22 protein-coding genes are annotated in these 25,235 nt (G+C 46.5%); 3 read left to right on the top strand and 19 right to left on the bottom strand.

What is annotated here, in order from left to right:
• Positions 1 to 34 precede the first annotated feature (34 nt).
• Positions 35 to 991 carry an acetylxylan esterase gene (locus tag G7035_RS15295; RefSeq protein WP_019688269.1) on the top strand — a complete coding sequence of 319 codons (957 nt, stop codon included), beginning with the start codon at positions 35 to 37 and terminating at the stop codon, positions 989 to 991.
• A 142-nt stretch (positions 992 to 1,133) separates the two neighbouring features.
• Here G7035_RS15295 and G7035_RS15290 read toward each other — a convergent pair whose 3' ends face one another.
• A complete protein-coding gene (locus G7035_RS15290) occupies positions 1,134 to 1,457 on the bottom strand; it encodes a DUF3817 domain-containing protein (RefSeq protein ID WP_019688270.1) in 324 nt (107 codons plus the stop codon).
• A 153-nt stretch (positions 1,458 to 1,610) separates the two neighbouring features.
• Between G7035_RS15290 and G7035_RS15285 the strand changes: the two genes are divergently transcribed.
• On the top strand, positions 1,611 to 2,615 hold the full coding sequence (locus G7035_RS15285; protein ID WP_019688271.1) for an LLM class flavin-dependent oxidoreductase: 1,005 nt from the start codon (positions 1,611 to 1,613) through the stop codon (positions 2,613 to 2,615).
• Between the two features lie 279 nt (positions 2,616 to 2,894).
• On the opposite strand, the gene G7035_RS15280 is transcribed toward G7035_RS15285, so the two are convergent.
• The 4 genes from G7035_RS15280 to G7035_RS15265 form a co-directional block, all read right to left on the bottom strand.
• Positions 2,895 to 4,514, bottom strand: a complete 1,620-nt coding sequence (locus G7035_RS15280; protein WP_019688272.1) for a cellulase family glycosylhydrolase — start codon at positions 4,512 to 4,514, stop codon at positions 2,895 to 2,897.
• A 441-nt stretch (positions 4,515 to 4,955) separates the two neighbouring features.
• Positions 4,956 to 5,207, bottom strand: coding sequence for a hypothetical protein (locus tag G7035_RS15275; protein WP_013372537.1), 252 nt, complete (start codon positions 5,205 to 5,207; stop codon positions 4,956 to 4,958).
• A 164-nt stretch (positions 5,208 to 5,371) separates the two neighbouring features.
• Positions 5,372 to 7,132, bottom strand: coding sequence for a dihydroxyacetone kinase subunit DhaK (gene dhaK / locus G7035_RS15270; RefSeq protein WP_019688273.1), 1,761 nt, complete (start codon positions 7,130 to 7,132; stop codon positions 5,372 to 5,374).
• A 1-nt stretch (position 7,133) separates the two neighbouring features.
• Entirely contained in the window at positions 7,134 to 8,267 is a 1,134-nt protein-coding gene (locus G7035_RS15265; RefSeq protein WP_016818681.1) for a glycerol dehydrogenase, read from the bottom strand.
• Positions 8,268 to 8,456: 189 nt separating this feature from the next.
• Here G7035_RS15265 and G7035_RS15260 point away from each other — a divergent pair, with 189 nt between their 5' ends.
• On the top strand, positions 8,457 to 9,488 hold the full coding sequence (locus G7035_RS15260) for a PocR ligand-binding domain-containing protein (RefSeq protein WP_019688274.1): 1,032 nt from the start codon (positions 8,457 to 8,459) through the stop codon (positions 9,486 to 9,488).
• Between the two features lie 145 nt (positions 9,489 to 9,633).
• Here G7035_RS15260 and G7035_RS15255 read toward each other — a convergent pair whose 3' ends face one another.
• The 14 genes from G7035_RS15255 to G7035_RS15190 form a co-directional block, all read right to left on the bottom strand.
• Positions 9,634 to 10,566, bottom strand: a complete 933-nt coding sequence (locus tag G7035_RS15255; protein ID WP_019688275.1) for a DUF2167 domain-containing protein — start codon at positions 10,564 to 10,566, stop codon at positions 9,634 to 9,636.
• 578 nt (positions 10,567 to 11,144) lie between these two features.
• Positions 11,145 to 11,921, bottom strand: a complete 777-nt coding sequence (locus G7035_RS15250) for a hypothetical protein (RefSeq protein WP_019688276.1) — start codon at positions 11,919 to 11,921, stop codon at positions 11,145 to 11,147.
• A 17-nt stretch (positions 11,922 to 11,938) separates the two neighbouring features.
• Positions 11,939 to 12,094, bottom strand: a complete 156-nt coding sequence (locus tag G7035_RS15245; protein ID WP_162835280.1) for a hypothetical protein — start codon at positions 12,092 to 12,094, stop codon at positions 11,939 to 11,941.
• Between the two features lie 55 nt (positions 12,095 to 12,149).
• Positions 12,150 to 12,662 (bottom strand): RDD family protein, encoded by a 513-nt coding sequence (locus tag G7035_RS15240; protein ID WP_019688277.1) that lies wholly within the window; start codon positions 12,660 to 12,662, stop codon positions 12,150 to 12,152.
• 62 nt (positions 12,663 to 12,724) lie between these two features.
• Entirely contained in the window at positions 12,725 to 15,376 is a 2,652-nt protein-coding gene (locus tag G7035_RS15235; protein WP_019688278.1) for an Hsp70 family protein, read from the bottom strand.
• A gap of 31 nt (positions 15,377 to 15,407) precedes the next feature.
• Positions 15,408 to 16,097 (bottom strand): hypothetical protein, encoded by a 690-nt coding sequence (locus G7035_RS15230; protein WP_016818675.1) that lies wholly within the window; start codon positions 16,095 to 16,097, stop codon positions 15,408 to 15,410.
• Positions 16,094 to 17,413, bottom strand: coding sequence for a hypothetical protein (locus G7035_RS15225; protein WP_019688279.1), 1,320 nt, complete (start codon positions 17,411 to 17,413; stop codon positions 16,094 to 16,096). The genes G7035_RS15230 and G7035_RS15225 overlap by 4 nt, the downstream gene beginning before the upstream one ends.
• A gap of 46 nt (positions 17,414 to 17,459) precedes the next feature.
• The gene (locus G7035_RS15220; protein ID WP_019688280.1) at positions 17,460 to 19,337 is read right to left on the bottom strand and encodes a serine/threonine protein phosphatase; all 1,878 of its coding nucleotides are present in this window, start codon (positions 19,335 to 19,337) and stop codon (positions 17,460 to 17,462) included.
• A gap of 22 nt (positions 19,338 to 19,359) precedes the next feature.
• On the bottom strand, positions 19,360 to 20,190 hold the full coding sequence (locus G7035_RS15215) for a PP2C family protein-serine/threonine phosphatase (RefSeq protein WP_019688281.1): 831 nt from the start codon (positions 20,188 to 20,190) through the stop codon (positions 19,360 to 19,362).
• A gap of 35 nt (positions 20,191 to 20,225) precedes the next feature.
• Positions 20,226 to 20,753 carry an FHA domain-containing protein gene (locus G7035_RS15210; RefSeq protein WP_025365579.1) on the bottom strand — a complete coding sequence of 176 codons (528 nt, stop codon included), beginning with the start codon at positions 20,751 to 20,753 and terminating at the stop codon, positions 20,226 to 20,228.
• A gap of 64 nt (positions 20,754 to 20,817) precedes the next feature.
• On the bottom strand, positions 20,818 to 21,366 hold the full coding sequence (locus G7035_RS15205; RefSeq protein ID WP_017426755.1) for an FHA domain-containing protein: 549 nt from the start codon (positions 21,364 to 21,366) through the stop codon (positions 20,818 to 20,820).
• Positions 21,367 to 21,398: 32 nt separating this feature from the next.
• Positions 21,399 to 21,848, bottom strand: coding sequence for a J domain-containing protein (locus tag G7035_RS15200; protein WP_019688282.1), 450 nt, complete (start codon positions 21,846 to 21,848; stop codon positions 21,399 to 21,401).
• 130 nt (positions 21,849 to 21,978) lie between these two features.
• Complete coding sequence (locus G7035_RS15195; RefSeq protein ID WP_007431573.1) at positions 21,979 to 22,404, bottom strand: hypothetical protein; 426 nt, start codon at positions 22,402 to 22,404, stop codon at positions 21,979 to 21,981.
• A 119-nt stretch (positions 22,405 to 22,523) separates the two neighbouring features.
• The gene (locus tag G7035_RS15190) at positions 22,524 to 24,692 is read right to left on the bottom strand and encodes a hypothetical protein (protein ID WP_029515169.1); all 2,169 of its coding nucleotides are present in this window, start codon (positions 24,690 to 24,692) and stop codon (positions 22,524 to 22,526) included.
• Positions 24,693 to 25,235 lie beyond the last annotated feature (543 nt).

Genomic DNA, 25,235 nt, shown 5'->3' with positions numbered 1-25,235 from the left:
AGAACTCATTCTATATGAAGGAGAATTTTTGATTATGAATGTTATTGAAAAAAGAATTGCCGAATTGAAGCAGTACGTTCCCGATCTTACCACCCCTAAAGATATGAATTTATTTTGGGACAAAACACTGAAAGAAGTTCACGCCAAACCTGTACGTGCATTCAAAACGCCCGTAGAAACACCGTATCCTCATATGATGGCCTATCGGGTCACTTTTGAGGGGATCGATGATACGCCTCTGCATGCCTGGTATGTACGTCCCCGATTTGCAGGAGATCAGAAGCTGCCATGCATCGTTCTGTTTCATGGCTACACAGGCGGAAAGGGCTATCCTGAAGATTATTCATCTTGGCTAATGCTTGGTTTTGCTGTATTGGCGGTAGATGTTCGTGGTCAGGGAGGAGAAACGGGGGACCGTCGGAATGACCCTCACGGAACCGTTAAAGGCTGGGTCACGAAAGGAATATTGGACAAGGATACCTGCTACTACAAAACGATTACAACCGATGCCCTTAGAGCCGTAGACTGGGCGGCGGAGCAAGCCGACGTCGATTCGGCTAAAATCGCAATCAGTGGCGCCAGCCAGGGCGGTGGACTTGCATTAATGGTGGCTGCGCTCAGCGATAAAGTTGCTACGACGGTAGCGGATATTCCTAATATGTGTCATATGGATTTTGGCATGATGAATTCTACCAGTTCACTGACAGAAGCTGCCGAATTCGCAAACCGCTTCCCCGAGCATTTGGAGCAGGTACTACATACATTGAGTTATTTTGACGTGATGAATCTAGCTCATCGCATTGGTATCCCTGTCATGGTATCTGTAGGGTTGAAGGATACAGTGTGTATGCCAGAGACGATTTTCGCTGCTTACAACCGCATTGAATCACCAAAGACGATTGAAATTTATCCGTTCACGGGACATTGGGTTGAAGGTTTCCACAGACGCAAGACGGCTGAATTTTTAGTTCAAACCTTAGCATTATATTGAGTTAACGCTTTTCTCCGGTGCATAATAAAAAGAACACCACGCATCCATCTGCGTAATGTTCTTTCTACTGCATCGGAGCCAATCTCGCTTCCATAGACAAGCTCCTACCGCACTTCACAGCGAAGCACCTCTCCTGTAAAGTTTACGATGCAGTTCTCTGTTCTGCTGTCGAATCTCCTGTCCATTTTCGCACCCAAACAAAATCCATAATCATTAGACCAAACGGAATGAAGGATGCAAACATAATGAAAAGAGGCCGCCGTAAAGACCAATGCAATGCGGTTTTTCCATAGATTAAAGCGACGAGGAGCAACAGAAAGCTCACCCGGTATATGTTACCAATCACCATAACCGCCTGGGTCATGCCCGCAGCTTGCAGCGGCTGGTGGGTGAATAGTATCGCCAAATACGCTATAGCTTGAATCCAGAGCATGAGCCGGACACGCCCTAAAGGTGTTCTTAACACAAATGTAGTCCCCTCTCCATGAGCAGAGATGTTCTCTCATCCCTTATGCATCCTTTATTATAACGAAAAGATGCCCAAACTCCAACCTATCCAGTTTTGAATTTTGACCAAATGGGTTGTGTTTGATACAGTTGTGTAAGAGGTGATTGTAAAATGCTTAAACTGGGTATACTGGACCAGTCTCATATTCCTGAAGGCGGTTCTGCTCAAGATGCATTGTCTAATACAACAGATTTAGCGCGTGAAGCTGATCAACTGGGGTACAGCCGTTATTGGGTATCCGAGCATCATGCGTCCAAAACACTAGCACACTCCAGTCCCGAGGTATTGATTGCCCATTTGGCTGCTCACACATCGCGGATTCGTGTGGGTTCAGGCGGCATTATGCTGCCACACTATAGCGCCTATAAAGTAGCTGAAAACTTCCGGTTACTGGAGGCGCTCCACCCTGGACGCATTGACTTGGGAATAGGACGTGCTCCAGGCGGCTTGCCGCTGGCTACTCGCGCATTGCAGGAAGGGAAATACCAAGCTGTCGAACAATATCCACAGCAGATTCTAGATTTAATCGACTATTTCCATGATTCGGTGCCTGACAATCATCGGTTTGCTGGCCTTCATGCCTCCCCGATGATATCAACCGTTCCTGAATTATGGTTGCTTGGCTCCAGCGGGGAGAGCGCCAGATTGGCCGCGATGATGGGTGCCTCCTACGCCTTTGCCCAATTTTTCGGTACTCCGGGCGGCGTAGAAGCTACCGCGCGTTACCACGAGCAATTCATGCCTTCGATTTTAGGAGATAAGCCTCACTCCATGGCGGCAGTTACGGTAGCCTGCGCTGAAACTGAAGAGGAAGCTGAGCTGCTGGCATCCAGTGCTAGTTTGTATTTCCTTTTACTCATGCAGGGTAAAGAAATGAATTCTCTTCCATCGGTGAAAACAGCCATGTCCTATCCCTATACAGAATTTGATCGTGAACGGCTGCGCCAGTCTGCAGCATGGCGTGTTGTTGGTACTCCTGAGCAGTGCAAGGAACAGCTGCTAAGACTGGCTGAGCAGTATCGTACCGATGAATTACTGGTCGTTTCTTCCATTCATGACTTCAATAAACGTGTTCAGTCCTACCGTCTGCTGGCCAAAGCTTTTAATTTGGTATAAACACAGATGAACAGAGGCTGATTTTCATTAACATTAAAACCCCCGCCTGCCTATAAAGGCAACAGCGGGGGTTTGTTGTAATATAGATACCACAAAAGTCGAATGTCATATGGTACTTTAGTAGTATATCCATCGGAACTGAAGTATAAATTGTTTACTTCTAAAGTTCCATCATCCATATACCAAAGGCGCATAAGCTATACTTCATTTCTTCAAAAGAGTGCAACCAAAAGTCCCATCTCTTTACTCACTCCAGCCAAGTTTGTCATGGCTGAATTTCTAGGGTTCTATACCCCATACCAGCTTACCTTGCTGATATACGGTGCCATGGTCCCAGTCTGCGAATGCTGTTTGGGTAGCACCATAGGAGTAATCGTTGGTCTCATCAAAGTTGCTCCAATTTGCAGCATGAATACGGGATTGAATTTCCCCGGTTTCGCCGCCGGGCTGAATCGTTCCTGCTCCATCTGTGAAAGAAATTTCTACATATTTATCTGCCTTGACCTTCGGCTTTGGCAATGTTACAAAAGTTGCTTTTACCTTTTCGTTGCCAATCTTGGCCCAGTCTACAAAAAACTGCTGAGCTTGTTTGCTCTCATCTGTATAATAGTAGCGAATTTTCAGATCACTCAGCTTCACAGCTGTTTTACCCGTATTTTTGATATTAAATTGAGGTCGGATCGCATTATCCTTGGCATTCGTATCATCGGTGCGATATTGAAGCACGATCCCTTCATTATTACCGCCTGGTGTACTTCCACTGTGATCGTTACCATTGTTTCCACCGCTATTTCCACCATCGTTACTACCGCCATTGTTGCCGTTTCCGCCGGTATTTCCGCCGTTGCTTCCTCCTCCACCATAACTGCTGGAGCCTTCCAGAATTGCCTGTTTTACGAATTTGCCGGAAGCTGTTAATTGTGAATCAGGCCATCCACCCTTGCGATCTGCACCAGGCAACAGCGCAGCCGAGGTCTCATTTTTGTCAGCAAGCGACCAATTGGCCCAACTGATTTTACGGCTAGCCAGAAAGTCAGTCCATACTTTGGATTCATTCAGGAAAGGGCCACCGTTACCCGAAGCGTCGCTTGTCCCCCACTCGGTAGCAAAAATGCCTACACCCTTGTTCAGTGCATAATCAACCCGATCGCGCAAATATTGTCCATGTGTTCCCGCATAGAAATGCACGGTATACATTGTATTTTTGTCTGGAAGTGGATGGTCTGCTGCATCATGTACATCCTGACTCCAGGTACCTGTTCCTACAATAATAATATTATCCGGGTCCTTAGCTCGAATAACCTGAGATACCTCGGATGCATAAGGTCGAATTTGATTGTTCCAGTTCACATTCCCATTCGGCTCATTAGCAAGTTCATAGATTACGTTAGGCAAATGACCATACTTAGTGGAAAATTCATTAAAGAAAGCTTTGGCTTCATTTTTATGAATGTTCGGATCGCCATCTGAGAGAATGTGCCAGTCAATAATGACGTACAAACCCAATTTCTGTGCTGCCTCAATGGCTTCCTTCACTTTATTTTTCAATGAAGGATTGGCAATATAACCGTTTTCTTCAGTGTACAACGCAACTCGAAACACGGAAATGCCCCAATCGTCCCGCAACCATTTCATAGTGTCCTGATTCACCAGATCTCCAAACCATTGGACGCCATGAGAACTAATGCCCTTGAGCTGTACAGGCTGTCCATTTTTATCCACCAGTTTACCGCTCTTTACTGAAAGTTGTCCGTAACGTTCCACAGGGGTCGTCCCGGCCGCCTCTGCTGTTGACGCATTCCAGTTAAACCCATTCGTTAACGTTAATAGCAACACTGCTGTTAGCAGTACTGCTACTCTTTTTGCGATCCTTGGCAGGATCCATTGCCTGTTCATCATTTACACATTCCTTCCTTTTAATAAAATAGATGAGACTTATCAGTACGTTGTTCTCCGCTTTTTCGCCCCTTCCTTCATACAATAAAAGGATCAGGTCCAACATTCGATGTCACTTACCTGTATATGGATGTTACTACTATTATAGTTAGTTACATGTTACATTTCGACTTTATGCTAGAAAATGAATAAGAAGTCACGGTTTTGGGATATGTACCCCTTAGTTGGCTACTGTAGAGTACTGAAGGGACAAAAGTCTCATTTAGCTATTGAAAAATTTGGCCAATTTTGGCTGGTTAACAGGTTAAAAAGAGTCTCAATTGCAACTCTTTAACTTAAAAAAAGACTGCTTCCCGATGCCTAAGCTCGGTACAGCAGTCTTATCATGATCTTGTATATGATCGGATAATGTTAACAATATCGTCTTAACGTATGATGTCCTTATTACCCCTTAGCGGCAGCTTGAGGTTCTTGGGTTGCCTGATCTTCGTTCATATCGCCGCCATCCGTCGCTTGATCTGTCAGTACAGTCTCAGATGAGTTACCCATCACCTTGTCTATAAGTTGTAGCCAAGGTTCTTCACTGCCTCCACAACTCTCAATATCACCGAGCAGGGACTCTAGCGTGGTTCCTTCTTCTGGCAAATCAATAACTAAACTGTCTTCGTCAACTTGGATGGTGCAGCAGGTTTTCATTGTAAATCCCTCGCTTAATTCTTATTTGAGCATGCAAGTATGCTTGCTCAGATGGGATGAACTCCCACGGATCCAGGGATAAGCCTTTTGAATCCGTCTGAAATTATAAACCTAATGCATCCCAATTGCAATGAACAAACCTTGAATTTTTAAGAATTAGCGAATTAGTTCAAACATTCAGCAAGCTCCGTAAAAATCACTCCAAGCGCATAAGCCCCCGCGTCTGGATAACCAAGGCTTCTCTCTCCGACCGCTCCGGCACGTCCCATACGCGCCACGATGTTTTCTGTCTTTTTGGCCCCTAGGACAGCGGCTTGAGCACCTCGCACAAAGGCTTCCTTCACGTCAACATTTGATTTCGCGCTCTCTACCCAGCTATCCGCACATGGCACTAATGCATCAATAAGCGTTTTATCACCCACGACGGCTCCTCTACCGAAAGAACGTTCACCTGTCGATTGTATGCCTTGCACCGCAGCCTGCATCATATCTGCGAATTCGGCAATGGTCAGTTCGCTTCGTTCACCCGCAGATCGTGCTGCCGCGCGAAATGCTGAGCCCCAGATCGGACCCGAAGCCCCACCGCAGTATTCCATGATGACGAGCGAGCATGAATGGAGAAAGCTTCCCATCGTCAAGGAATCTTGGTTTAGGATGTCGCTCCATTCCCGTTTCAGCTGACGGAACCCCTTGGCAACACTCATGCCAAAGTCGCCATCGCCTGCATGAGAATCAAGATCGCAAAAAGGCACCTCATTCTTGATGATAACCTCACTCATTTTGTCAACCAGGTATATCAGATTGTTCAACGTAATCTTGTTATCCTCAATAACTGCAAAAGCAGGGGCAGTTTCCACCTCGAAAGATACTTGCCGATTTTCGTCTGCTACAGTTGATAGGTCTGTGAACACGACTTGATCAGCAGGTCCAGACACCTTGAACGCAGGCGTGTTGCTTTCATGGGAAAGTAAGGTTTGCAGTTCGTCGTCCAGCTTCATGATTGAAACTGAGATGCCCGCCATATCGATACTTGTCATATAATTGTTGACGAAAGATCGATTGATCTTGATTCCCTTCGCTGCTAGTTCGCGAGTGACCGCATAATTGAAAAGATACAGTTCTTGCAGAGGCGTACCGCCAAAACCATTGATCAGCAGTGCAATTTCTCCGCTGAATCCGTTTTCGATCTGCATGTCTCGAAGGAGGTCGGTTACCATTCTGCGTGCCAACGTATCCGCATCTGTCAGCTTCTCGCGTCTGATTCCAGGCTCGCCGTGAATGCCAACGCCGTATTCGATTTCATCAGGCCCGAGCTCAAACGTTGGCGAGCCCTTCGCCGGCACGGTGCACGACGTCAATGCAAATCCGATACTGCGTACATTCGCAGCGGCTTTCTCCGCCACTGCTTTGACTTCTGCCAAACTACGCCCCTCTTCTGCCACTGCACCCGCGATCTTATGCACAAGTACCGTGCCCGCTACACCGCGCCGTCCGACCGTATATAGACTGTCTTCTACAGCGATGTCGTCTTCGACCTTTACATAGTCCACTTCCAAACCATCTTCAGCAGCCAGATGAGCGCCGTTTCTAAAGTTCATGATATCGCCGCTGTAGTTTTTGATAATCAGCAGTGTGCCTTTTTTCCCAGCTGTTGCTCGGATGGCCTGATACACTTGAATTTGCGAAGGAGAGGCAAAAACATCACCGCAGACCGCCGCATCGAGCATCCCCTTGCCGACAAAGCCGGCGTGAGCGGGCTCGTGTCCGCTGCCACCACCGCTGATGAGCGTTACTTTCTCCGTGTTCAGTTCCTTTTTCTTGAGCACTTTATATTTTGGTAGAAATTCCAACTCGGGATGCGCGAGCGCGATACCACTGCACATCTCAAGAACCAAATTTTCCGTACGGTTGATGACCTTTTTCATGCTATTTTACCTCCGCTTTGTACTGGCTGCCGATCCGGTCGGCCGCAGCAATTGCCGCTGCAACCTGCTCTACCGTGATCGGAAACGGCATGGCATGAATCGATTCCTCCTCAATGCAGGCTTTAGCAGCTACTTCCATGAGTTCTTCCTGGCTGATATGATCGACACCGATATCGGCCAAGCAGACCGGCAAACCGATGGTTAAACAGAAATCCAGTACCTGATGTAATTCTTCCGTCGGTGCGTTTTCGAGCACCAGCTGTGCGATCGTACCGAACGCGACTTTTTCTCCATGGTAATAGTGATGCGTGCCTTCCAGAATGGTGAGTCCATCATGAATCGCATGGGCCGCAGCAAGTCCGCCGCTTTCGAAGCCAAGACCTGAGAGTAAAATATTAGTTTCAATGATATTTTCGAGTGCTTGTGTAACATGATTTTCATCGCATGCCGCTTTTGCTTTGGCACCGTCTTTTAAGAGCATTTCATAGCATAACGTTGCAAGTGCCAACGCCGCATTCGTACCTACGGCTGGCGCACACTGTCCCTCGCGTACTCCATTAGGCAGTCCAGCGTTGACCCTGGAGTAAGAGCGAGAGGTCGCACGGGCTTCAAAGTATGTCGACAGTGCATCACCCATACCTGATACGAGGAATCGGGTTGGTGCATTGGCAATTACAGTGGTGTCGACTAATACGACACTCGGGCTTTGTTTAAAATAGGCGTAATCGTCGAATGCGCCTTCTGGAGTATAAAGAACGGCCGAGTGACTTGTCGGCGCATCCGTCGCAGCAATCGTAGGACAGATGATAAGCGCTTCCCCTTGTGCCACACATTTCGCCGCGTCAATCGCTTTGCCGCCGCCGAGACCAACGATGCAATCACATCCATTCGCAGTGGCGATTTCTTGGAGTCTAGACACTTCTTGTCTGGAGCACTCACCCATAAAACCGCTTTCAATAAAGGTTACGTTATACTTTTCCGTAGTGGAATCAAGCTTATCTTTCACCCGCTCCACATCGGCTGGATGCGCGATCAGTAAAGCAGATTTGCCAAAGGTACTCACATAGTAACCCAAATTCAACAATTCGTTTTCACCTTGTACATATTTGCTTGGGCTGATAAAAGCTTTTCTCATCTATAATTCCTCCCTTTAATGGTGTTGGTTTCGTTCTGATTAAAACTATAAACGAACCATGTGAACTTTACATTGGAGGAATCAAGGAATATATTATAATTTGCAATCGTATTTTTTTGCACTGAAGCATGTAAATTGTACTTTTTTGTTGTTGCTTACAGGATAATTTACCATTAAGGGATGAGAATCTTGATACGTGAACATTTGAGCATCCAGAAAATCTTTGATTTGGAAAAGTGGGAGCAGTTGCAGGATTCATTAGCATCCGTTACCAAATTAGCCATTCTCACCGTCGATTATAGAGGGAATCCCGTAACTAGTCACAGCCAATGTCAATCGTTCTGCAAGAAGGTTCGCCAAGATGAGAATCTCCTTCCCTACTGCCAGAAATGTGACTCTCGTGGTGGACTTGAAGCGGTGCGTTCCAACAAACCTTATATTTATCTCTGTCATTATGACATCGTTGACATCGCGGTACCAATCATTATCGACGATAAGTACATTGGCGCCGTCATGGCAGGTCAGGTTCGCCTAGCCGATCCTTCGAACGCTTTACAGCTGGAACAAATCCTCACATCAAAAAATGAAAAACTGTACAGCTCCAAATGGGAGGAACTTAAAGACTACTATGCCGATCTGCCGACGATGACCTATCAGGAAATTCAGATGATCTCCAACATGTTATCCTTATTGTGTAATTATATTGTTGAAGAAGCAATGAACAAAAATCTTCTCGCGGAAATGTTCGAAAAGGCTTCGGCCATACAGTCCAGTCCGCAATTGTCTGATATTCTTCCTGGCTACTCGCTGAAGCATATCGAAAGCCTTAAGAAAGAAATGAATAATTTCTTAGCAGATGCCTATCTGAACTCCTCAGGGGATGAGGATATTCCGTGCGGAAATCCTGTACTCAAACCCGCCTTTGAATATATTTATGAGCACAAAGGTGAAACTTTCTCTCTAAAAGCCATGGCTGACTTGTGTCACATTAGTCCGAGTTATTTTAGTCGGCTGTTTGCGAAGGAAACGGGTGAGAACTTTTCCAGCTATCTTGCCCGCTTAAAGATGAAATGGGCGAAGCAGCTGCTCGAAGCTACAGATATCCCTGTATCCCAGATCAGTAGTGAGCTCGGCTTTAATGAGCCAGGGTATTTTATTAAAATATTCAAAAAATATGAAGGCACAACACCCGCGGTATACCGAAAGTATTACAAGGGATAAATATAAAAAACAGATGATTCATGGGTCTATCATTACCATGATCATCTGTTCATAATGTTCTTGCCCATGCTACCTCTTCAGTGTGTACTGATCAGGCTGCCTGACCTTTTTGTTAGTAATTATATTATGGCGTGTTTCTTTAGAGCTACTGTAATGTTTCTGACTGATCCTGAGCATTCGTTTCATTGTGCATAGATTCTGACTTTTTCTTGCGAAATAATTTGGCAAAAAACTTGCCTATCACACCAAACACACCTACACAAGCAGCACCAATGAGGACAAGCACCTTAACTCCCGCGCCCTTAATAAAAGCAAGGATTAATGCCAACAAGCCTACCTTTTTAGCTACTGCCAAGCCGGCCCCTCCCAAAATCAGTCCGGTCAGGCCATACTCAGAAATTTTGTCCGTTGAAGCATTAAAATCTTCGTATCGCTCACCTGATTTGACTGTCAGCTTGGGTAATATTTTCTCATTCAAGAACTTCTTATCCGCGTCCAAATGTGCAGGATCGGACACTAATATGGCAGAGATATAACCCTGACGAGTGAGCACACGAACATTATAATTAATCAGCTTTTCCTTGTTCCCATCCTCCGCCAGCATAGACCAGGTTAAATTATGGGTCGTTTCATTATAAAAAGGCTCCACATCCCAGCCTGTAACATACAGGCGATCACTTTCCGCTTTTTCCTTGTTACTCTCTTCCGTACCCTCTTTATAACTATCTAGAATGGCATCTGCATCGATGTCTTCTTTTTCATCATCCTTGATATGTCCAAGTTCATAGTATTCAAAAACAACTTCCCAATTTTGATTTTCATCCTTCGGAAATATACTCCCAATTTCCTTGCCAGATGGCTTTTCGTGATTCATCTCGCTTACCTTCGCAGTGTTAGCCGCATCCAAAAAAAGAAGAGATGAGTCTAAATCAACCGCAGCTACATTTCCCAGGTCTACCTTTCGGCCACCCTCAATCCATTTTAACTGTTCACTGGATGAAGCCCATGCATTTCCTCCACTGAGTAGCACCAGACTAAGCGCCAACAGCGCTCCCAAAATCGTTTGGCCCCATCTCATTTTGTGGTTACATCTGTTATCTAGTCTCTTATTCAAAACTCATTACCCCTTTATAAATTCCAATATCTCCCGTGTCCCCAACCATATTAGCCACTGCTTTATATTTTGTCAATTCACCGTAGCAAAGGGCGTTTCCACGACTTAATACTCATTTTTATACATATGTATGCAAATTTTCTACTCTAATCGGACTGGTTTTACAAGGTATGGAGGAGCGATATAAAAAGACTCATCATGGACAAGCACAATTGCGCAATCGCTGCAACTTATCCGTTCAAGTCTCTCTCACTTATAATTTCTTAAAAGACGTATTCCTTGATATGACAACTTTGTTGACCTCAAGCTTAGTCTCAAGCACATCCATCTAGCCTATAAAATGTCGAATTTCAGCAGGTTAAGGAATGCATACTTCACCAAACAAGCGACTATAGTCTTAGTGACTTTATGCCTGTTTTTATACATATGTCATCTTTTTTATTTAAAAAAATGTATAGGCTTACACCGGATTGATTTAACAAATACTGGGGCATAGAAGTAAAGATAGAGGGGATGCATACTCCACTCCTCTATCTGATGTTCTAATCCACAATCATCCGTCCAGCTCCACCGCCCTGCCAGCGGCCTGTTGTGCGCTTCCCCCGTCCGGCTCCTTCCAAAATCAGCACCAGCTGCCTATGGAGCTGAGCATGTGAATATTCCTTATATTCCACACCACTTCGGTTTGCAATATAATGCTGGATAGATTCTCTGTCTACAGCCTCCAGGTTCAGGCACATCATAGCAAACATACAATCCATCGGATCGGTTGTACCGCTTTTGAGCAGCTCGGATGCAAAATAGCGCAGCGTTTCTGGGCGCAACGTACTTTGATACAACCCCGCAAACGGGACATGAATATCACTCCATGTATTGAACTCAGTAGCCATATCGGCAAAATCCTGATAATTGGAGCGAAGCACGGCTCCATCTTTGAGTTTGAATCGGCCCAACTCCAGTTCATCCAATCCGATCTCAGCCTCGGCCTCTAGCACAATATCTGCATGATGCACGGTGAAATCCGGGCGATCGGTTTGTTCCAAAAAGAGCAGCTTCAACACCGATAGCCGCCCCGTAGCCACATATGAAACTTCCTGCTCTTGCTCCAGCAGGTATAATCTATTTTTATGCTTTACAATGCCTCTGCCTACGGTCAGCGCATGTTCCCCGACGGTCACATTCATTCCGGTAATAATACCATCCGAATAATCCTGATACCGGATATCCAGAAAGCTACGGGGGTAATCCCGCAGATTTTCCAGCATCTCGGTTTTGAGAATGCGACCTTTTTCAAACCTTGGAACGATATGCGTTAACATGGGGTTTCCTCCTTTCTCTATTCTTCTTTATTTAAGGGAACAGATAGCCGATTCACACCAGGCGCAGGAGGCGGAACAATAACTCCATCATCGGTGGTGGGTGGAGCTTTACTTACTCCAAGTAATCCAATAAATAGGCGAAAATTCTTTTCTATACATCTGCGTATATCCATCGTGCTTCCCCCGATTGAAGACTGAGGTTTAATCTCAGAGTTTATTGATCTACCTTTACATCCCGGCTCCGCGCCCAGCCTGCTCGCGCAGTATATAATTCAGCTCGCGCTTGTCCACAACATAGGTACGTGCAATCAGATCGTGAAGAGCCTGTTTTCTAGCTGTAAAGCCTGCCATGATAAAACCGATCCACAAAATGATACTCGATACAATTTTACTCCAGTAGCGGGCACTCGCACGTCCAAAGCTCAGCTTTTGGTTAAATTCATCTACTACAACGATACCAAGAGCCAGCTTGCCCACCGTAGCTCTGCATTTGGACGATTCCATGATCGCAAAATACAACCATGAAGCCCCCAAATTCATCAAAGTTTGTCCTAATAATTGCATAGTAAAAATAGCAGACTGCCCGTCTGTCAGCATAGAGGTTTCTGCCGGAGATGGCACCCAATCTCCAATGGCCTGAATGATGATCCAGACCAGTCCGATAATCATAAATACAAATCCTAAAATAAGGCTGTCAATGATATAGGCCAAAGTTCGTTTCCAAAAACCTGCATACAGCATGTTATTCCCTCCATGTGTTGTGTGCTTTTCTGATTTCTGCATTTTGCAAAATCCTTAATTTATTATTTCGTGCCGTCAAAGAAATCCAGCTCGGAGAGATCATTTTCGAAGGCATAAAAGCGCTTCGGACCCAGATACAGCAATTCATCACGGCGAGTAATCGGCACGACGTAAAAGCCCCAACGACTATCCCCGACAAAAACAAAATATTTCGTCTCCTCATTGCGAATGGAGTCCGTATCATCCTGTGGAATATCCTGCCCGTACAGCACAGCAATTTCCTCATACGGCATGGGTTCAAAGACATCTGGCCGACTCCGGTACACATGACGCTGACGCAGCTTGCCCCCGTTGGCCGTCAGGAAGAATTCCACTTCAACCGCTTGAGACGGCCGGGCAATAGAACCGCGTACCCGATTGCTTTCCAAACTCGCAATCAGCTCCTTCTCACGCCCCGTATGCGTCCATGCGCTGACCGTATACGGAATCGCTGGAATATGATTGGTAATGACAGGCTCAATGGTTCCCATTTTTTTAGCGTTCAGGTAACGAATAGCCCCGCGCAGACAGGCCATTTTCAACTCAGGTACTCGGCTCAGGTCTTCTGCCTTTTGTCGAAACTCAATACTGCGCCCCGGTACAAATTCCTTGAGTGCTTCGCGGAACACGTCAATCCGGCAGGACTGCCCGGTTAGCTTGATAATCGAATAATCCTGCAAGCGTCCCTCCAAATAAAAATCATCCAGAAACTTGCGCACAATATTGTAGATATCTGCCTTAAGTAGCTGCTGTACTTCACGAATATTAAACACCACATCAGGTAGACCATATTCATCACGGAACCGTCCGTTCTCAATGACCGAAACCAGCCAACGATCCATTACGGCAATGTTCAGGTCGCTTTCAGCAGATAATACCTGCTCGGATTCAAAGCGGCTGCGCAATATCCCCGTACGTAGAAAAAATTCCTTTTTCATATTTTCTGCCGCACTCCACAGCAGATGAAAATTACTCAGTACCCGTTGATATTCATCCCGTGTAGCATGCTCATACCGTTTGAACGCGGTAGGCAAGATCGCCTCTGCCTCACGATAGCGTTCCTCCAGCCCTGCGTATACAGCATCTACCCCAAACTCATCCACATGACGGTACAAATCTCCCGAAGGAATGCCGATCAGAGCATCAATATCAGTGTCAGGCAAACGCGTCTCAGCAGCATAATAACCTGCAAATACAATTTTCATAAACTGCATAATCCGATACGTCAGATTATTTCCACCAAAATTGGTATCCCCATTCTCATACGTTGTGTGAATATCCAGTTTGTAAGCAATACGTCCATCTTCAATCCGGAAGCGGCAGGAAGACAAATCTGTCGTGCCCCCACCACAATCAATGACAAGTGCCTGATACTCCTCACCGTCTGCAAAAGTTCCTCGTTCCATCTGATCTGCCAACGTGTTGTACAGCACTGCCAGCCCTTCATCCAGCGCATCCTCCGCTTCAATCCGATAATCAGGCAAAATATCGCTAAACATCTCAATAAATTGGGGCTGCAGCTTGACAGGAGCAGAAAAGTGTAAATTGCGAAACCGACACTTAAATTGCTGCTCGGCTGTAGCAATCACATAACGGATAAACGCCGCTAAAATATCGCTGCGGGAAGCGGTTGCTGTATTCCCCTCAGAATCCATTAATTCTTCGATTCGCTTATAGTCATTGACCCAACGTTTAATCCCCCGCAATACCGTAGCACGGCTGCCTGCCACATCACTTCCACGTAGTGCCTCCTCCCCAAATACATAAACGATGTGCTCGGGATTGGAGCAGTCCGCGACGCGAATGGCGGTCGGCAGCACTTCGATCCAGTCGCCTTCCGTACCTTCTGGACCAGGGAATGACACATAATTGATAGCGTCCAGCCTTACTGTGCTGCTCATCCCTGTATCAGGGGCCGTAACGTAGGAACTATCCAAATAAGCACCTGCCGTGGTGTTCGAGGTGCCAAAATCAATCGCCAGTACCGCATCGGTTGTTTCCGTGCCCCGAATGATCAGCTCTGCCACCGGGATTCGGTGACCCTGAAGTTTCAGCGGTAACATCGGCTTATCTCCATAGTAGAGGTTATAAAAATATTCTGATTCCTGTCTTCGCAGAAACAACAAGCTATAGCTATGATTGGACGTCTCTCGCAGTTCAGCATCGCGGTGACGAGAAAGATAATATACGCCTGTTCGTCCCTCATCCTTCACCAAATTTAAAACACCACATAATTCTCCTGTCGCATTCACCAGCAGCACATTAGATGAGCTCAGCCAAGGCAAATCGGATTCGATCCGATAGCTGTCCATGCGACCTGTGCGCACACCCTGATACAGCGTGATTTTGGCGGGAACCCGAATACCGCCACTTTCCTGCGGGCGGTCATTCCAGTTGCGCTGTAGTGCCGATTGCATACGTTCAAAACCGTCAGGATTGGGTCTGGTAATGAGTAGATGCTCCTCCGCGCTTCGAAATCGCAAAATTACGCGGATCAATTCTTCACGTGCCAGACGATTCGCAAAGCCCTCGACCAGTCGCTCTTTATCACATATCCCGCGCAACTGAAAGGTCGTCATTTGCTCCAATTCCGCCCGCGTGTATTTGGTCGTGAAGCGAGCGCTTTTTCGATCGGTGAGCGGGTCTAGCAACCTGTATGTATAGGGTCCGTTCATCGTTCACATGTCCTTTCTTAGCCATTTAGCCTTAATAGAGGGCGATAGCGTCAATTTTCATCGTAGGGTCTTCCTCCAAAATGCCGAAATGACTGGTCCAATACAATTCCGTCGTAAACCGTGCTGGAAGAAACAAATCGAGAATCAGATCGACTTTGATTCGTGACAGCATCGTCTCCTCCTGGCCAATATATATGAGTAGTTCGTCTTTTTCCTCACAGTTGGTGTAAATGATCGAGCGATGGAAGACGCGACGCATCGTTTGTTTTAACAGATGTACGGCTTCCCCCGTCTCATACAGGCGCAGCAGGCCTTCAGCAATCGCGTCCTGTTCCTCACGGTTTAATTGTCCAAAGGCTTCCTTTACCTTCGGGCCAAAGATGCCATCCGCAATATCACGCTGAACAAACCGGATATGGTACTCTCGCCGATTCATGCCTTGATACAAATCGATCTCCGCCAGAAAATGCATCATAATATCAAATAGCGATTCTCTCAGCTCCAGATCCTCTGCTGCATCCGGTGGAAACAGATCCCGAAAAATAGAATAAAAGCGGTAGTACGGATTAATCTCCACTACCTGCTCCAAATGGGACGTATTCAGCTCAGCCAAGCTAAGCTCCATATACGGAGAATAGCTGACAGCGGGTACGAAGCGGAATTTATCTACATCCAGCCCCTGTTTCCTTGCGCGCATGAGCAAATCCCAAACGTAATTCACACCCATTCTCCTTCACACTTGTACTCTGGAAAATACATCTGCACTTCCGACACCAGAAAGCTCATTAAATCGGATAAAATGTAAGCAGGTGTGGTTGGCAACACATCCTCAGAACCACGTCTGAACCCCAATCGCATGATCTGCTTGCCATCCTCTGTCCGTACATTATCGCTGACAAACGGATTTAACGGATACGTCTGAGTTTTGGTTACAAGGTTGCTTATATCATTTCGCCCAGCACCTCCCCAGATGTCCACACGCTCTAGCTCTAGCCCCTGTGCCGCTTCAAACGAATTAACGATGCGCGTGATCTCTGCTTTAGCCCGGACAATCACGGCCTGTTTTCCTGCATAGCGACCCAAAAAGCTGTCCTGCCGCCGATTAGACAATACCGGAAAAGTCTGACGACTAAGCTTGGTTGTAACTGGTTTCGTAACCTTCATCACATTCCATTCGCCAGATTTATCACGTGGTGTGACAATCGTCAGTTCCTCTTCTGTCCGCTTGATATAGCGGATATCACTTTCAGTCCCGTCAATCAGGTAACCATGCTCTGATCCTGTTTTACGCAAAGGCAGCACATGCTCGTAGTTCACACGATCTATAGCTGGTATAGGAAAACCGCTGTTCTTTAGAGCCAGTCTTTCAATGTTCCACAGCGGAAAAACATCGGCTTTCTTATAAACGTCGAATTCCTCCAACGAAATCGAGATTTCATGGATTTCTTCATGAGCGGCCGGCTCGCCGTCCCCACCAATCAATACACAGTCCACAAATTTATAAGCGTATGGATGATTAATCGTTTTCCACGGCATACCATTTTGCATAAATGTATGATACAACTGCTCAATCTCCAACATATAAGATCGGTTATGCTCCAGACGAAAACGAATCGGGTAGTTTGCAGTTTCCGTGACCAGCATTCCTAAGAAAATTCGTTTGCTGCGTACCAGTGCCGAGATTTGTTCGGTCTCCATTTCGAGAAAAAGCGTAAATAGCGGCATCTCCCCGCCTTCGCGTACCACCTCTGCCACACGACTGATGTCTACCTGTTTTTCTACTGCATCGGAGGGCAACACAGGATATAAAAATTCATGAATCGGGTCATAGTCCTCACGCGATGTCAATGACACATACACATCAAACTTTTCTTCTGTATTCTCAATTTCCTCAAATACCCGCCGTTCTAGCTGGCGGGTCATTTCTTCCTGATATTCGACGAGGTTCATAAATACCCCCGCCATCATATTTTTCAGTAAACGTCTCTGCTCTAAATCGTCCATCTTGCTCAAACGATCTTGTACCAGCTCTTTCACGACGTCTCACTCCCTTCCGGCTCCAGCATTCAATGAACATAAAAACTTATTTCCCGTTCGCAGCAGCCTGATCTTGACTCTCTGAATTAGACGCCCCGGCTGCTTTAGAAGCAGAATCAGCAGTTCCTTGCTCTTTGCTGGTGTCCGCCTTGGTCGAAGCGGCATTGCCATCCCCCGTACCACCACTTTTTGCAGTCGGAGAGGCTTCCCTCTTCGCGGGCGTAGCACCCGCTGAAGCCGTCGGCGCAGCCTTCGCTTGCGATGCTGTGGCAGAGGTTGCCGCAGCGGAAGATGAAGCTTCACTCGCTGCGTCTCCAGCATCTGTGTCGTTCAACACTCCGTCAGACAATCCCAATCCAGCAGGAAGCTGTCCATTTTTCTGCTGCTCCGCGCTCTGCTTTTCCTCCGCCTTGGCTATGCTCCGCTCCAGCGCCAGAACACTTTCGAGCTTATCAATCTCCTGATAAATCTCCTGTGCCCCGCTATAAGCATCAATGGCCCCTTCATAATCGAGATCTTTCATCAGCCGATCCCCTTTGGCCTGAAGCTTGCCAGCTTGAATTTCCTTGAGCTGCTGCTGAATAGCTGTCAATTTATCATTGGTCTCTGTAATCTTCTTCTCCAGCTCTTTTTGCGCGGACGTATAGCCGGATTCCATCGCAGCCTTATTTGCTTTTTTGTACAGCTTGAGTGCATTTGTGTAATCGCCACCCTGGAATTTTAAATCTCCGTCCTTCATCCAGCTCGCCGTCTCGGCATAGCTGTCCAGTTGGTCGATTTTATGCTCAATGTCCTTCACATTAAAGGGTGGATATAGCCCGGCGCTTTTCCGTGCTTTATCGTAGCTGGCTTCAGCTTTGGTAAAATCGGCCTTTTCCACATAGCCGTCTCCGTCGACCATCAATTGAGATACTTTCTGCTCTGCCGTGTACAACCGCTTGTGAATTTTATCATTAATCTTAACTGCCGCGTTTTTCGCTTCGCTGTAGGATTTGAGCGCTTTTGCATAATCGCCAGCTCTTGCATAATCATCCGCAGCCTGAGCCGATTCGATCATCGTTTCCAGCGCAGCCGCTTTGTTCGCAGCCATACGCGCCAGTGTAATCCATGCTCCCCCGCCCACGATTACAAAGGCGAGCAACGCAATCAAAATCCGTTTGATCAGCTTACGACGGTTTTTAGGCTTTTCCTGGAAAACTTTGTTTACATAAATGGCGGCAGCCGTGTAATTATTCACCGTCCGGCGCTGTTTGCTCAGCAGGACCTCTTCCAACGTATCCGTCAGCATACCCGGGTCCTTCGCTTCCTCCAGCGCACCCAGCATTTCCGCCAGTTCAACGTCCTCCCACATCCCAGATGTAGCGAGCAGCATGACATCTCCATCTGCAAGCTGTGTCTTTTTGGCGTAATGGGCATGAACCCCATTCGGATTCCCCAAGTATTCCAGCAGATTCCCCCGTTCCTCGTGTGTACTGGTCGCTTCGTCTGGAATACGACCATCATCTGCCAGTGACTGAGCCAGGCTATGATCCTTACTGCGAAAATTAAGCCTTCCATTGCGAAAATGATATAGCCGCACATTACCGCACGAAACGTACACCATTTTGTTGTAGTTGGTCACTACCATCAGTAGACTGGCCTTAAGCCGGACACGACGGCTTTCAAATTGCAGCCATTCCTGCGCTTCACGCAGATCTCTCATCAAACGCCGCTTGGACATGGAAGGCTTCTCCATAAAGTTTTCCAGCACCGTTTTGACTACCATTTCTGCGCTGCGCATCTCCTGATCCGAATCCAGACCGTCTGCGAGGACATAACAGGCCATGTCGTCCGTCTCCATGAATGCAAAATAGTCCCGGTTATCTATATAAGAGCCCGCTTCCGACACAAAGGCGGTACTAAAATCGCTGTTGTCCTTGCGCATCGCTACCCCCGTCTTTCTTGTTTCATCCTATCGCCAAAATAAGCACTGTCGCATTATCCTGACTTTTAAACCCTTTATCGTTAATGGTGTCGATCATGGCATCCGCCATTTCCTGCGGTGTTCCGCCCTTGCGCATGATCTCTTCCTGCTCAATCTCAGTCAGCGCCTCCTGAATGCCATCACTGCACAGCAGCACATAATCACCCGAATACAGGCGAATCGGTGCATTCCCCAGTTCCATGCTCTCAAAGCCTTCATAACCCAAGTAGTTGACCAGTTGATTGCGTACAGGACTCGTTTTAGCTTCCTCCGAGGTCATTTGTCCAGCAAGCACTCGTTCCTCCAGCAGTATTTCCGCTGTATGCTTGGAATTGACTGTCTGAAAGTGACCATTGCGGTAAATTGTAATCAAGCTGTCGCCCACCGCTCCGTAATACAGCTGATAGCCGCACACAATGACCGCCGCGAGCGTCGTTCCCCCGCCCTGCCCATTCAAATTTTGCAAAATACCGCGATTGCTTTGGGTTGCCGCCTCTGCAAAATATCCGTTCAAATTCGTTGCATCTTCTAACTTGGCAAATGCCTTCGTAAAAGTCGTCACAGCCAAGGTACTGGACATACGTCCATTAGCCAGCCCACTGATCCCGTCTGCAACAACAGCCAGCGTACCCACAGGAGTGGTCATACTGGAGAAATAATCATCCTGCTCGCTCCGGCTCCCGATCGTTTGACCATTTCCAATCTCAATTCCACTCACGGTACGGCTGCTGGAACTTCGCGTCAGTCGTATACGGATGATGAGAAGAACAGCGAACAGCACCGCAGCTCCACATACAACAAAATAAGGCTGCATCTCGTTACCTCCCTGCACCATTGCCCACTTCCGTTCTAATTTTCGTTATCCCACTCGAAATGAGCGCCGCACAGCGGAATAAAGATAAATTTGCTGCGTCCGAGCTGAATCACGTCATAAGCAGCCAGCTCCACTGGTGAATATACCGCCTCGTTATTGTGATACGCCAAGCCTGACGAATCGCCTGGCAGCAAGTAAAAGTTGCGTTTCTTCGGATCATACACAATGACCGCATGATTTCTGCGGGAAATCGTGTTGTCTCCGATAATACGGACATGCATTTCCTCTGCGCGCCCGATAAAGTTTTTTTCTGCCATAATGCGATAGTCCTGACCCACCTGTGCTCCTTCGATACATACCAGCCATCCGGTTACCGGGTGAATCCCTACCGTCTCGCCTAAATACGGCATGGTTTTGTCATCGTCTCCCGCAACGTTTGTTTTCGCTGCTGGTTCCGCGCTCTTGGGTGCGGCTATATTTACTACCGAATTACAATAAGGACACGTATTTCCGTGCTTTCGTGTACTGAACATGTGTCCGTTCGGGCATCTTGTCAAACTCATAGTCGGTTCCTTCCCCCATTGTCTTGATTATCTTTACAGCGATCTACGTGTTGTGCAATTTCTTCTATTTAACGAGCAGCCTGGTATTGGCAATATATAACAAATCTCCTGAGTAAATTCGGTAAGGTTCGCCACTTTCCAGTTTTTTGGTGACACTTTCGTTCGCAGACCGTAGCCCGGTACCGTTGCCGGAATCCACATCCTCCACAAACCAGTCGCTGTTTACCCGGTTAAGTACCGCATGCTCCACACTTACCAAGGAAGCATAATCTGTACCTGCTAAATCAATATCTGCCTCAGAGCGTGATGTCGTTTTGCCGATTAACAATGATGTTTCGCTTTCGATGTACCATTCTTTAACGGACTCACCCTCTTCATCAATCAACACCAGCTTGGTAATCCGTTTACGCTCTGCCTTTGGCTTGGGCACAGGTACCACGGACACCAGATTGCGCAGTATGTATACAAGCACGCTAATCCCAATACCTATCGCGACCACAGTCTTCAAACCGCTGTAGCCTGTACGATTAAACACATAAAAGGCGATCGCCAGCATCAGCCCGAACATGGCAACATCTATGATGAAAACCCATCTGCTCTGCGCCGTTTTCACTGCTTGCTTCCCCCGTTTCTATCCTGAAATCATCACTTTTTACGAATACCAAAAAATTGGTTGAACATGGCTGAGGTATCCGTCGGATCACCGGATTTTTTCGTTTTTTTCCCTGGTGAGCCCTCCTTCGTTTTCGGATGAAAGCCGAAAAATTGCTCAAAATCAGTGCCTATGTCAGCCGGATTGAATCCTTTAGCTGTCCTACGCGTACCGCCTGAAGGTGCTGCCCCTCTCGCTTTATCTTGCTGTTCTCCGCTAGTTCCCGTAGCTTTTCGGATGAGCTCAGCATCGTATGCCTGCCGCAATGCTTCGTCACGCAAGGTATTGTAAGCCTCGTGAATCAGCTTGAACTTGCGCGTTGCTTCCTCGCTTCCCTGGTTGGTATCAGGATGATACTTTTTGGCCAGTTTACGGTAAGCTTGCTTAATCTCTGCCCCCGAAGCATCCCGGCCGACACCGAGCAGCTCATAGTAGTTGGTCATTGTCTGATGTTCCCCTCTCCGAAAAAAATAAATATTAAGAGACCCGTAGGCCTCTTAATATTTATCCACCCTTCACGTATGCGCCGGGTGAGTGTGTGTTTAAGCTACGCTTAACGTTAAGACGTTAAGCTTAAACCGGATATCCGCCGTCGATAGTAGCCAACTCGGTTTTGTCTTTCTTTTGTTTGATGTAGAGTGTAAACGCACCTACACCTTCTGTGTCGCCGAAGTGCTCGTTGTAGTCTACAACGAAAGCATTCGGGAAGTAGATTTTACGCACCACTTGATCGGCTGCGATAACTTCCAGTGTTACTTTACGGTAGCTGTCTGCTTTTTCAGCAGGAACCAGAGACCACAAAGCCAGTTTCAGTGTGTCATCCGCGCTGTCACCATCTACTGCTGTGATGATTTTACCGCTGATGCGCAGCGTGGAGCCTACGTCAGTGGAGCGTGCATTGGAATCGTCCGGTGTATCGGTGTCATAAATAACCGTTTGGATGTTATCCAAGCCCAGCTCGATTGTTTCTTGTCCTTCTACTTTCAATCTGAATCCCATGTGTGTTGCCTCCTTGATATTAGGTAAAATGATGGCGGAAGAAGCAGGGCTTCTCCGCGATTTATGTATAAAGGCGGTTCTGGATAGAAACGCCTCTACCATCTTTCGTAGTGCTCGGATCATGATTTGACCGAGCTGGTTCCCTTAGTGATCATGACTTCCAGGTTCTTCACATTACCATTGAAGACCAGATCGATATGACACATATTGCTTTTCTCGTCAATAATGAAGCTCATATCATCTCCGTCCTGAATGATCGAGTTCACAGATCCTCTGCTGCTCAGCCACTTGCTCTTCTGGCTGCTCGGATTGTTACTAAAGAAGCGGACGATATTTTCGTGCTTGAAGTCACCTGTTTGGTAGCGCAAAATACGTTCAATGTACGTGCTGACCAGCGTTTTGTAGATAGAGTCAAAGCCGTCCTCGGACATCGCCATGCTTCTTGCCTTGTAGACAGTAATCCGGCGGATATCCTTATCCTGAATCTGAGCATTCTCGGACGAAAATACAAAGCCAAAGTTTTTACGGTTGATGGCATCCTTGATCGTGTTGGTGAACCCAGTGATTTCCTTGGCCATCGTCGTCACCGTGCGCAGACTGTTGTCTCCAGCTTCAATGTCGAAGCGTACACCCGGGAAGTTTTTATTGACCGTTTTGAACGTCTCACGCAGGTATTCAGGACATTGATAGGAAGCGACCAAGCCAGCGGCCACATAGGCAGCGCCCACATATACGCCCTCGATCCACAGCTTGAGAATATCTTCTTTTTCCTTGGAGAGCTGCACACCGTCTTCGGTCTGTAGCATTTTGCTATCAATAATGACACCCGATTTATCCTTCGGAATAATGGTAAAGTTCGGTACACAAGGAATCGCAAATTCGCTATATTCTCTGCGTACAAGACTGGCGCATTTATCGACATATTTATCGATGCCTGCTGTCGCCATACTGTTGAAGGTCGTCTCTTCACCGGATTCAAAGTTAAAGAACATTTGAATTTTGTAATCCTTCACGACTTGCAGCAGCATCGAAAGCGATTCCATCGAATTTCCGCCCTGCTTTATGACCTTCTCGTTGCCCTTAAAGCGTTCACGAGAAACTTTTACCTTACCGGCTGCTTCAAGCTCGATAGATGGAACGATCCCGAACCAGATGGTGTCGCTGAATTCATTTTTGGCATTTACGGTGTTCAGGTACGTTTCCAGACGCGGGATATTGCTACTTTTCACCAGCATGTCTAGCTTGTTATTCGCCACCAGCATTGTCGGCAGCATCCCTTTGCTCTTCGTCGCATATTGATCGAAGAACATTTTGACACCGAGGATTTTTTCTACCAGCGGCTTAACCGCCTTTACAAAATCATCCTTGGCATTTTTATAGAACTCCAGATACGTGTTGTAGTTCTGAACTTCAACCGCTGTGTCAACCTTGGTCTGAACAGCTGGCAGTGGCACAAACGTGCGAACCACCAAGTCCTTCACATAGTCAGAAGGCGTATCTGTGATAGAGTTGTAATCTTCTTCGAATACTTGGGAGAGATCGCCAGTGCTGTTCTCATCCAACAGCATCAGTTCAGTACTTTCGCTCTTCGGCGCTTCAATAATTTTCAGTTCGCCGCTTTCCCCAATGGAGAGCATACCCACCTGGATCAACTCACCGGCGTTTTCCTCTTGGGCCCCACCGAGCAGAAGTCGGGTTTTGATGTCCTCAATGGCCAGTGGCAGCATAGCCATAACGTTGTTATAGTTCTGGCTCGCTTCCTCGAACATGGCATTCAGTTTGTCACCCATGTCGAGTTTCTTCGGATCGCCATCATCCAGCTTGTCGTATTCACCGTACATATAGTGAATTTCTTTGCGGACTTGACGAATATCATCCATAACCTTTTTCGGTGAAATCATATCCAGCAGATTTTCAAACTTGAAATCTACATTGGTGATACCTTGACTGCGCTTAGTATCAATGAGCGTAAACAACATTTTCAGAAAATCATTGCTTTGATTGATACGAATTTCAGAAATGCTATCCTCATCAATTCCCTCAGGCTTTTTAAGGGTGTAGACGACCTTTTGATTGGCCGCGTTAAAAAATGAATACACGGTCGGTGAAAACTTATCCAAAAATTCGTCAAAGCTGCGCACCAGAAGGTGCTGATTAATTTCCTTGATCTTCTCATCGCTCAAGCTGTCGATACCCTTCACATCACCTACAATGGTGATCAGGTCCAGCTTTTCCGGGTTAATCTCTTCAAAAAGCATTGTCCGGTTGGTTTGATAAATGATTTCCATCGCTGTCGACAAATGAATAAAGTTTGAGTATAGGTCCATTGCTCCATATTCGGACATGGGATGTCCAATTTGAAACGGACGAATATTCATTTTTAGTTCATTTGCCTCCTCCCCCCTACTTAACATTTAAATTCGTCAAAGGATTGAGCTTATACCACATTTACGGTACAGGCATATAACCTCGAAAATCGGTCCGAAGCGCTATTCGGCTTTTAACGGCAAGGCATTCAAATGAGATAAAATTCAAAATCAAAAGTCATATAACACAGAAACTTCAAATTTATGATTTCGTATTCCTAACTTCAATCCCAATTTTTGCCGTTGATACGAGAGCTATCATACAAAGCACCCTTTAGTTTTGTCAATTTCTGTAGTCTCAGATTGAAATAGGGCATTTTGGCTCATTTTATGCGTGATTACGTAATTTTTATGATATGTTAGACCTGTTTCTTCAGGGAAATATTCACAAATGGAATCCAATTGCCGATAGAAGTTCATTGGATATTTCTGATAAGCGTAAAAGTATCAAATTCATGGCTAATG

It is taken from the genome of Paenibacillus polymyxa (assembly GCF_015710975.1).
In the GTDB taxonomy this organism is placed as follows: Bacteria; Bacillota; Bacilli; order Paenibacillales; family Paenibacillaceae; genus Paenibacillus; species Paenibacillus polymyxa.
Note: the sequence above shows the minus strand (reverse complement) of the source record. Positions and strands in the feature narration are given on the sequence as shown.

Excerpts from the sequence above, each read along its gene's own strand:
- G7035_RS15295 (WP_019688269.1), top strand. The coding sequence starts at position 35 with ATGAATGTTATTGAAAAAAGAATTGCCGAATTGAAGCAGTACGTTCCC.
- G7035_RS15285 (WP_019688271.1), top strand. The coding sequence starts at position 1,611 with ATGCTTAAACTGGGTATACTGGACCAGTCTCATATTCCTGAAGGCGGT.
- G7035_RS15280 (WP_019688272.1), bottom strand. The coding sequence starts at position 4,514 with ATGATGAACAGGCAATGGATCCTGCCAAGGATCGCAAAAAGAGTAGCA.
- G7035_RS15275 (WP_013372537.1), bottom strand. The coding sequence starts at position 5,207 with ATGAAAACCTGCTGCACCATCCAAGTTGACGAAGACAGTTTAGTTATT.
- dhaK (WP_019688273.1), bottom strand. The coding sequence starts at position 7,132 with ATGAAAAAGGTCATCAACCGTACGGAAAATTTGGTTCTTGAGATGTGC.
- G7035_RS15265 (WP_016818681.1), bottom strand. The coding sequence starts at position 8,267 with ATGAGAAAAGCTTTTATCAGCCCAAGCAAATATGTACAAGGTGAAAAC.
- G7035_RS15255 (WP_019688275.1), bottom strand. The coding sequence starts at position 10,566 with ATGAGATGGGGCCAAACGATTTTGGGAGCGCTGTTGGCGCTTAGTCTG.
- G7035_RS15250 (WP_019688276.1), bottom strand. The coding sequence starts at position 11,921 with ATGTTAACGCATATCGTTCCAAGGTTTGAAAAAGGTCGCATTCTCAAA.
- G7035_RS15245 (WP_162835280.1), bottom strand. The coding sequence starts at position 12,094 with ATGGATATACGCAGATGTATAGAAAAGAATTTTCGCCTATTTATTGGA.
- G7035_RS15240 (WP_019688277.1), bottom strand. The coding sequence starts at position 12,662 with ATGCTGTATGCAGGTTTTTGGAAACGAACTTTGGCCTATATCATTGAC.
- G7035_RS15235 (WP_019688278.1), bottom strand. The coding sequence starts at position 15,376 with ATGAACGGACCCTATACATACAGGTTGCTAGACCCGCTCACCGATCGA.
- G7035_RS15220 (WP_019688280.1), bottom strand. The coding sequence starts at position 19,337 with ATGCGCAAGGACAACAGCGATTTTAGTACCGCCTTTGTGTCGGAAGCG.
- G7035_RS15215 (WP_019688281.1), bottom strand. The coding sequence starts at position 20,190 with ATGCAGCCTTATTTTGTTGTATGTGGAGCTGCGGTGCTGTTCGCTGTT.
- G7035_RS15210 (WP_025365579.1), bottom strand. The coding sequence starts at position 20,753 with ATGAGTTTGACAAGATGCCCGAACGGACACATGTTCAGTACACGAAAG.
- G7035_RS15200 (WP_019688282.1), bottom strand. The coding sequence starts at position 21,848 with ATGACCAACTACTATGAGCTGCTCGGTGTCGGCCGGGATGCTTCGGGG.
- G7035_RS15195 (WP_007431573.1), bottom strand. The coding sequence starts at position 22,404 with ATGGGATTCAGATTGAAAGTAGAAGGACAAGAAACAATCGAGCTGGGC.
- G7035_RS15190 (WP_029515169.1), bottom strand. The coding sequence starts at position 24,692 with ATGGAAATCATTTATCAAACCAACCGGACAATGCTTTTTGAAGAGATT.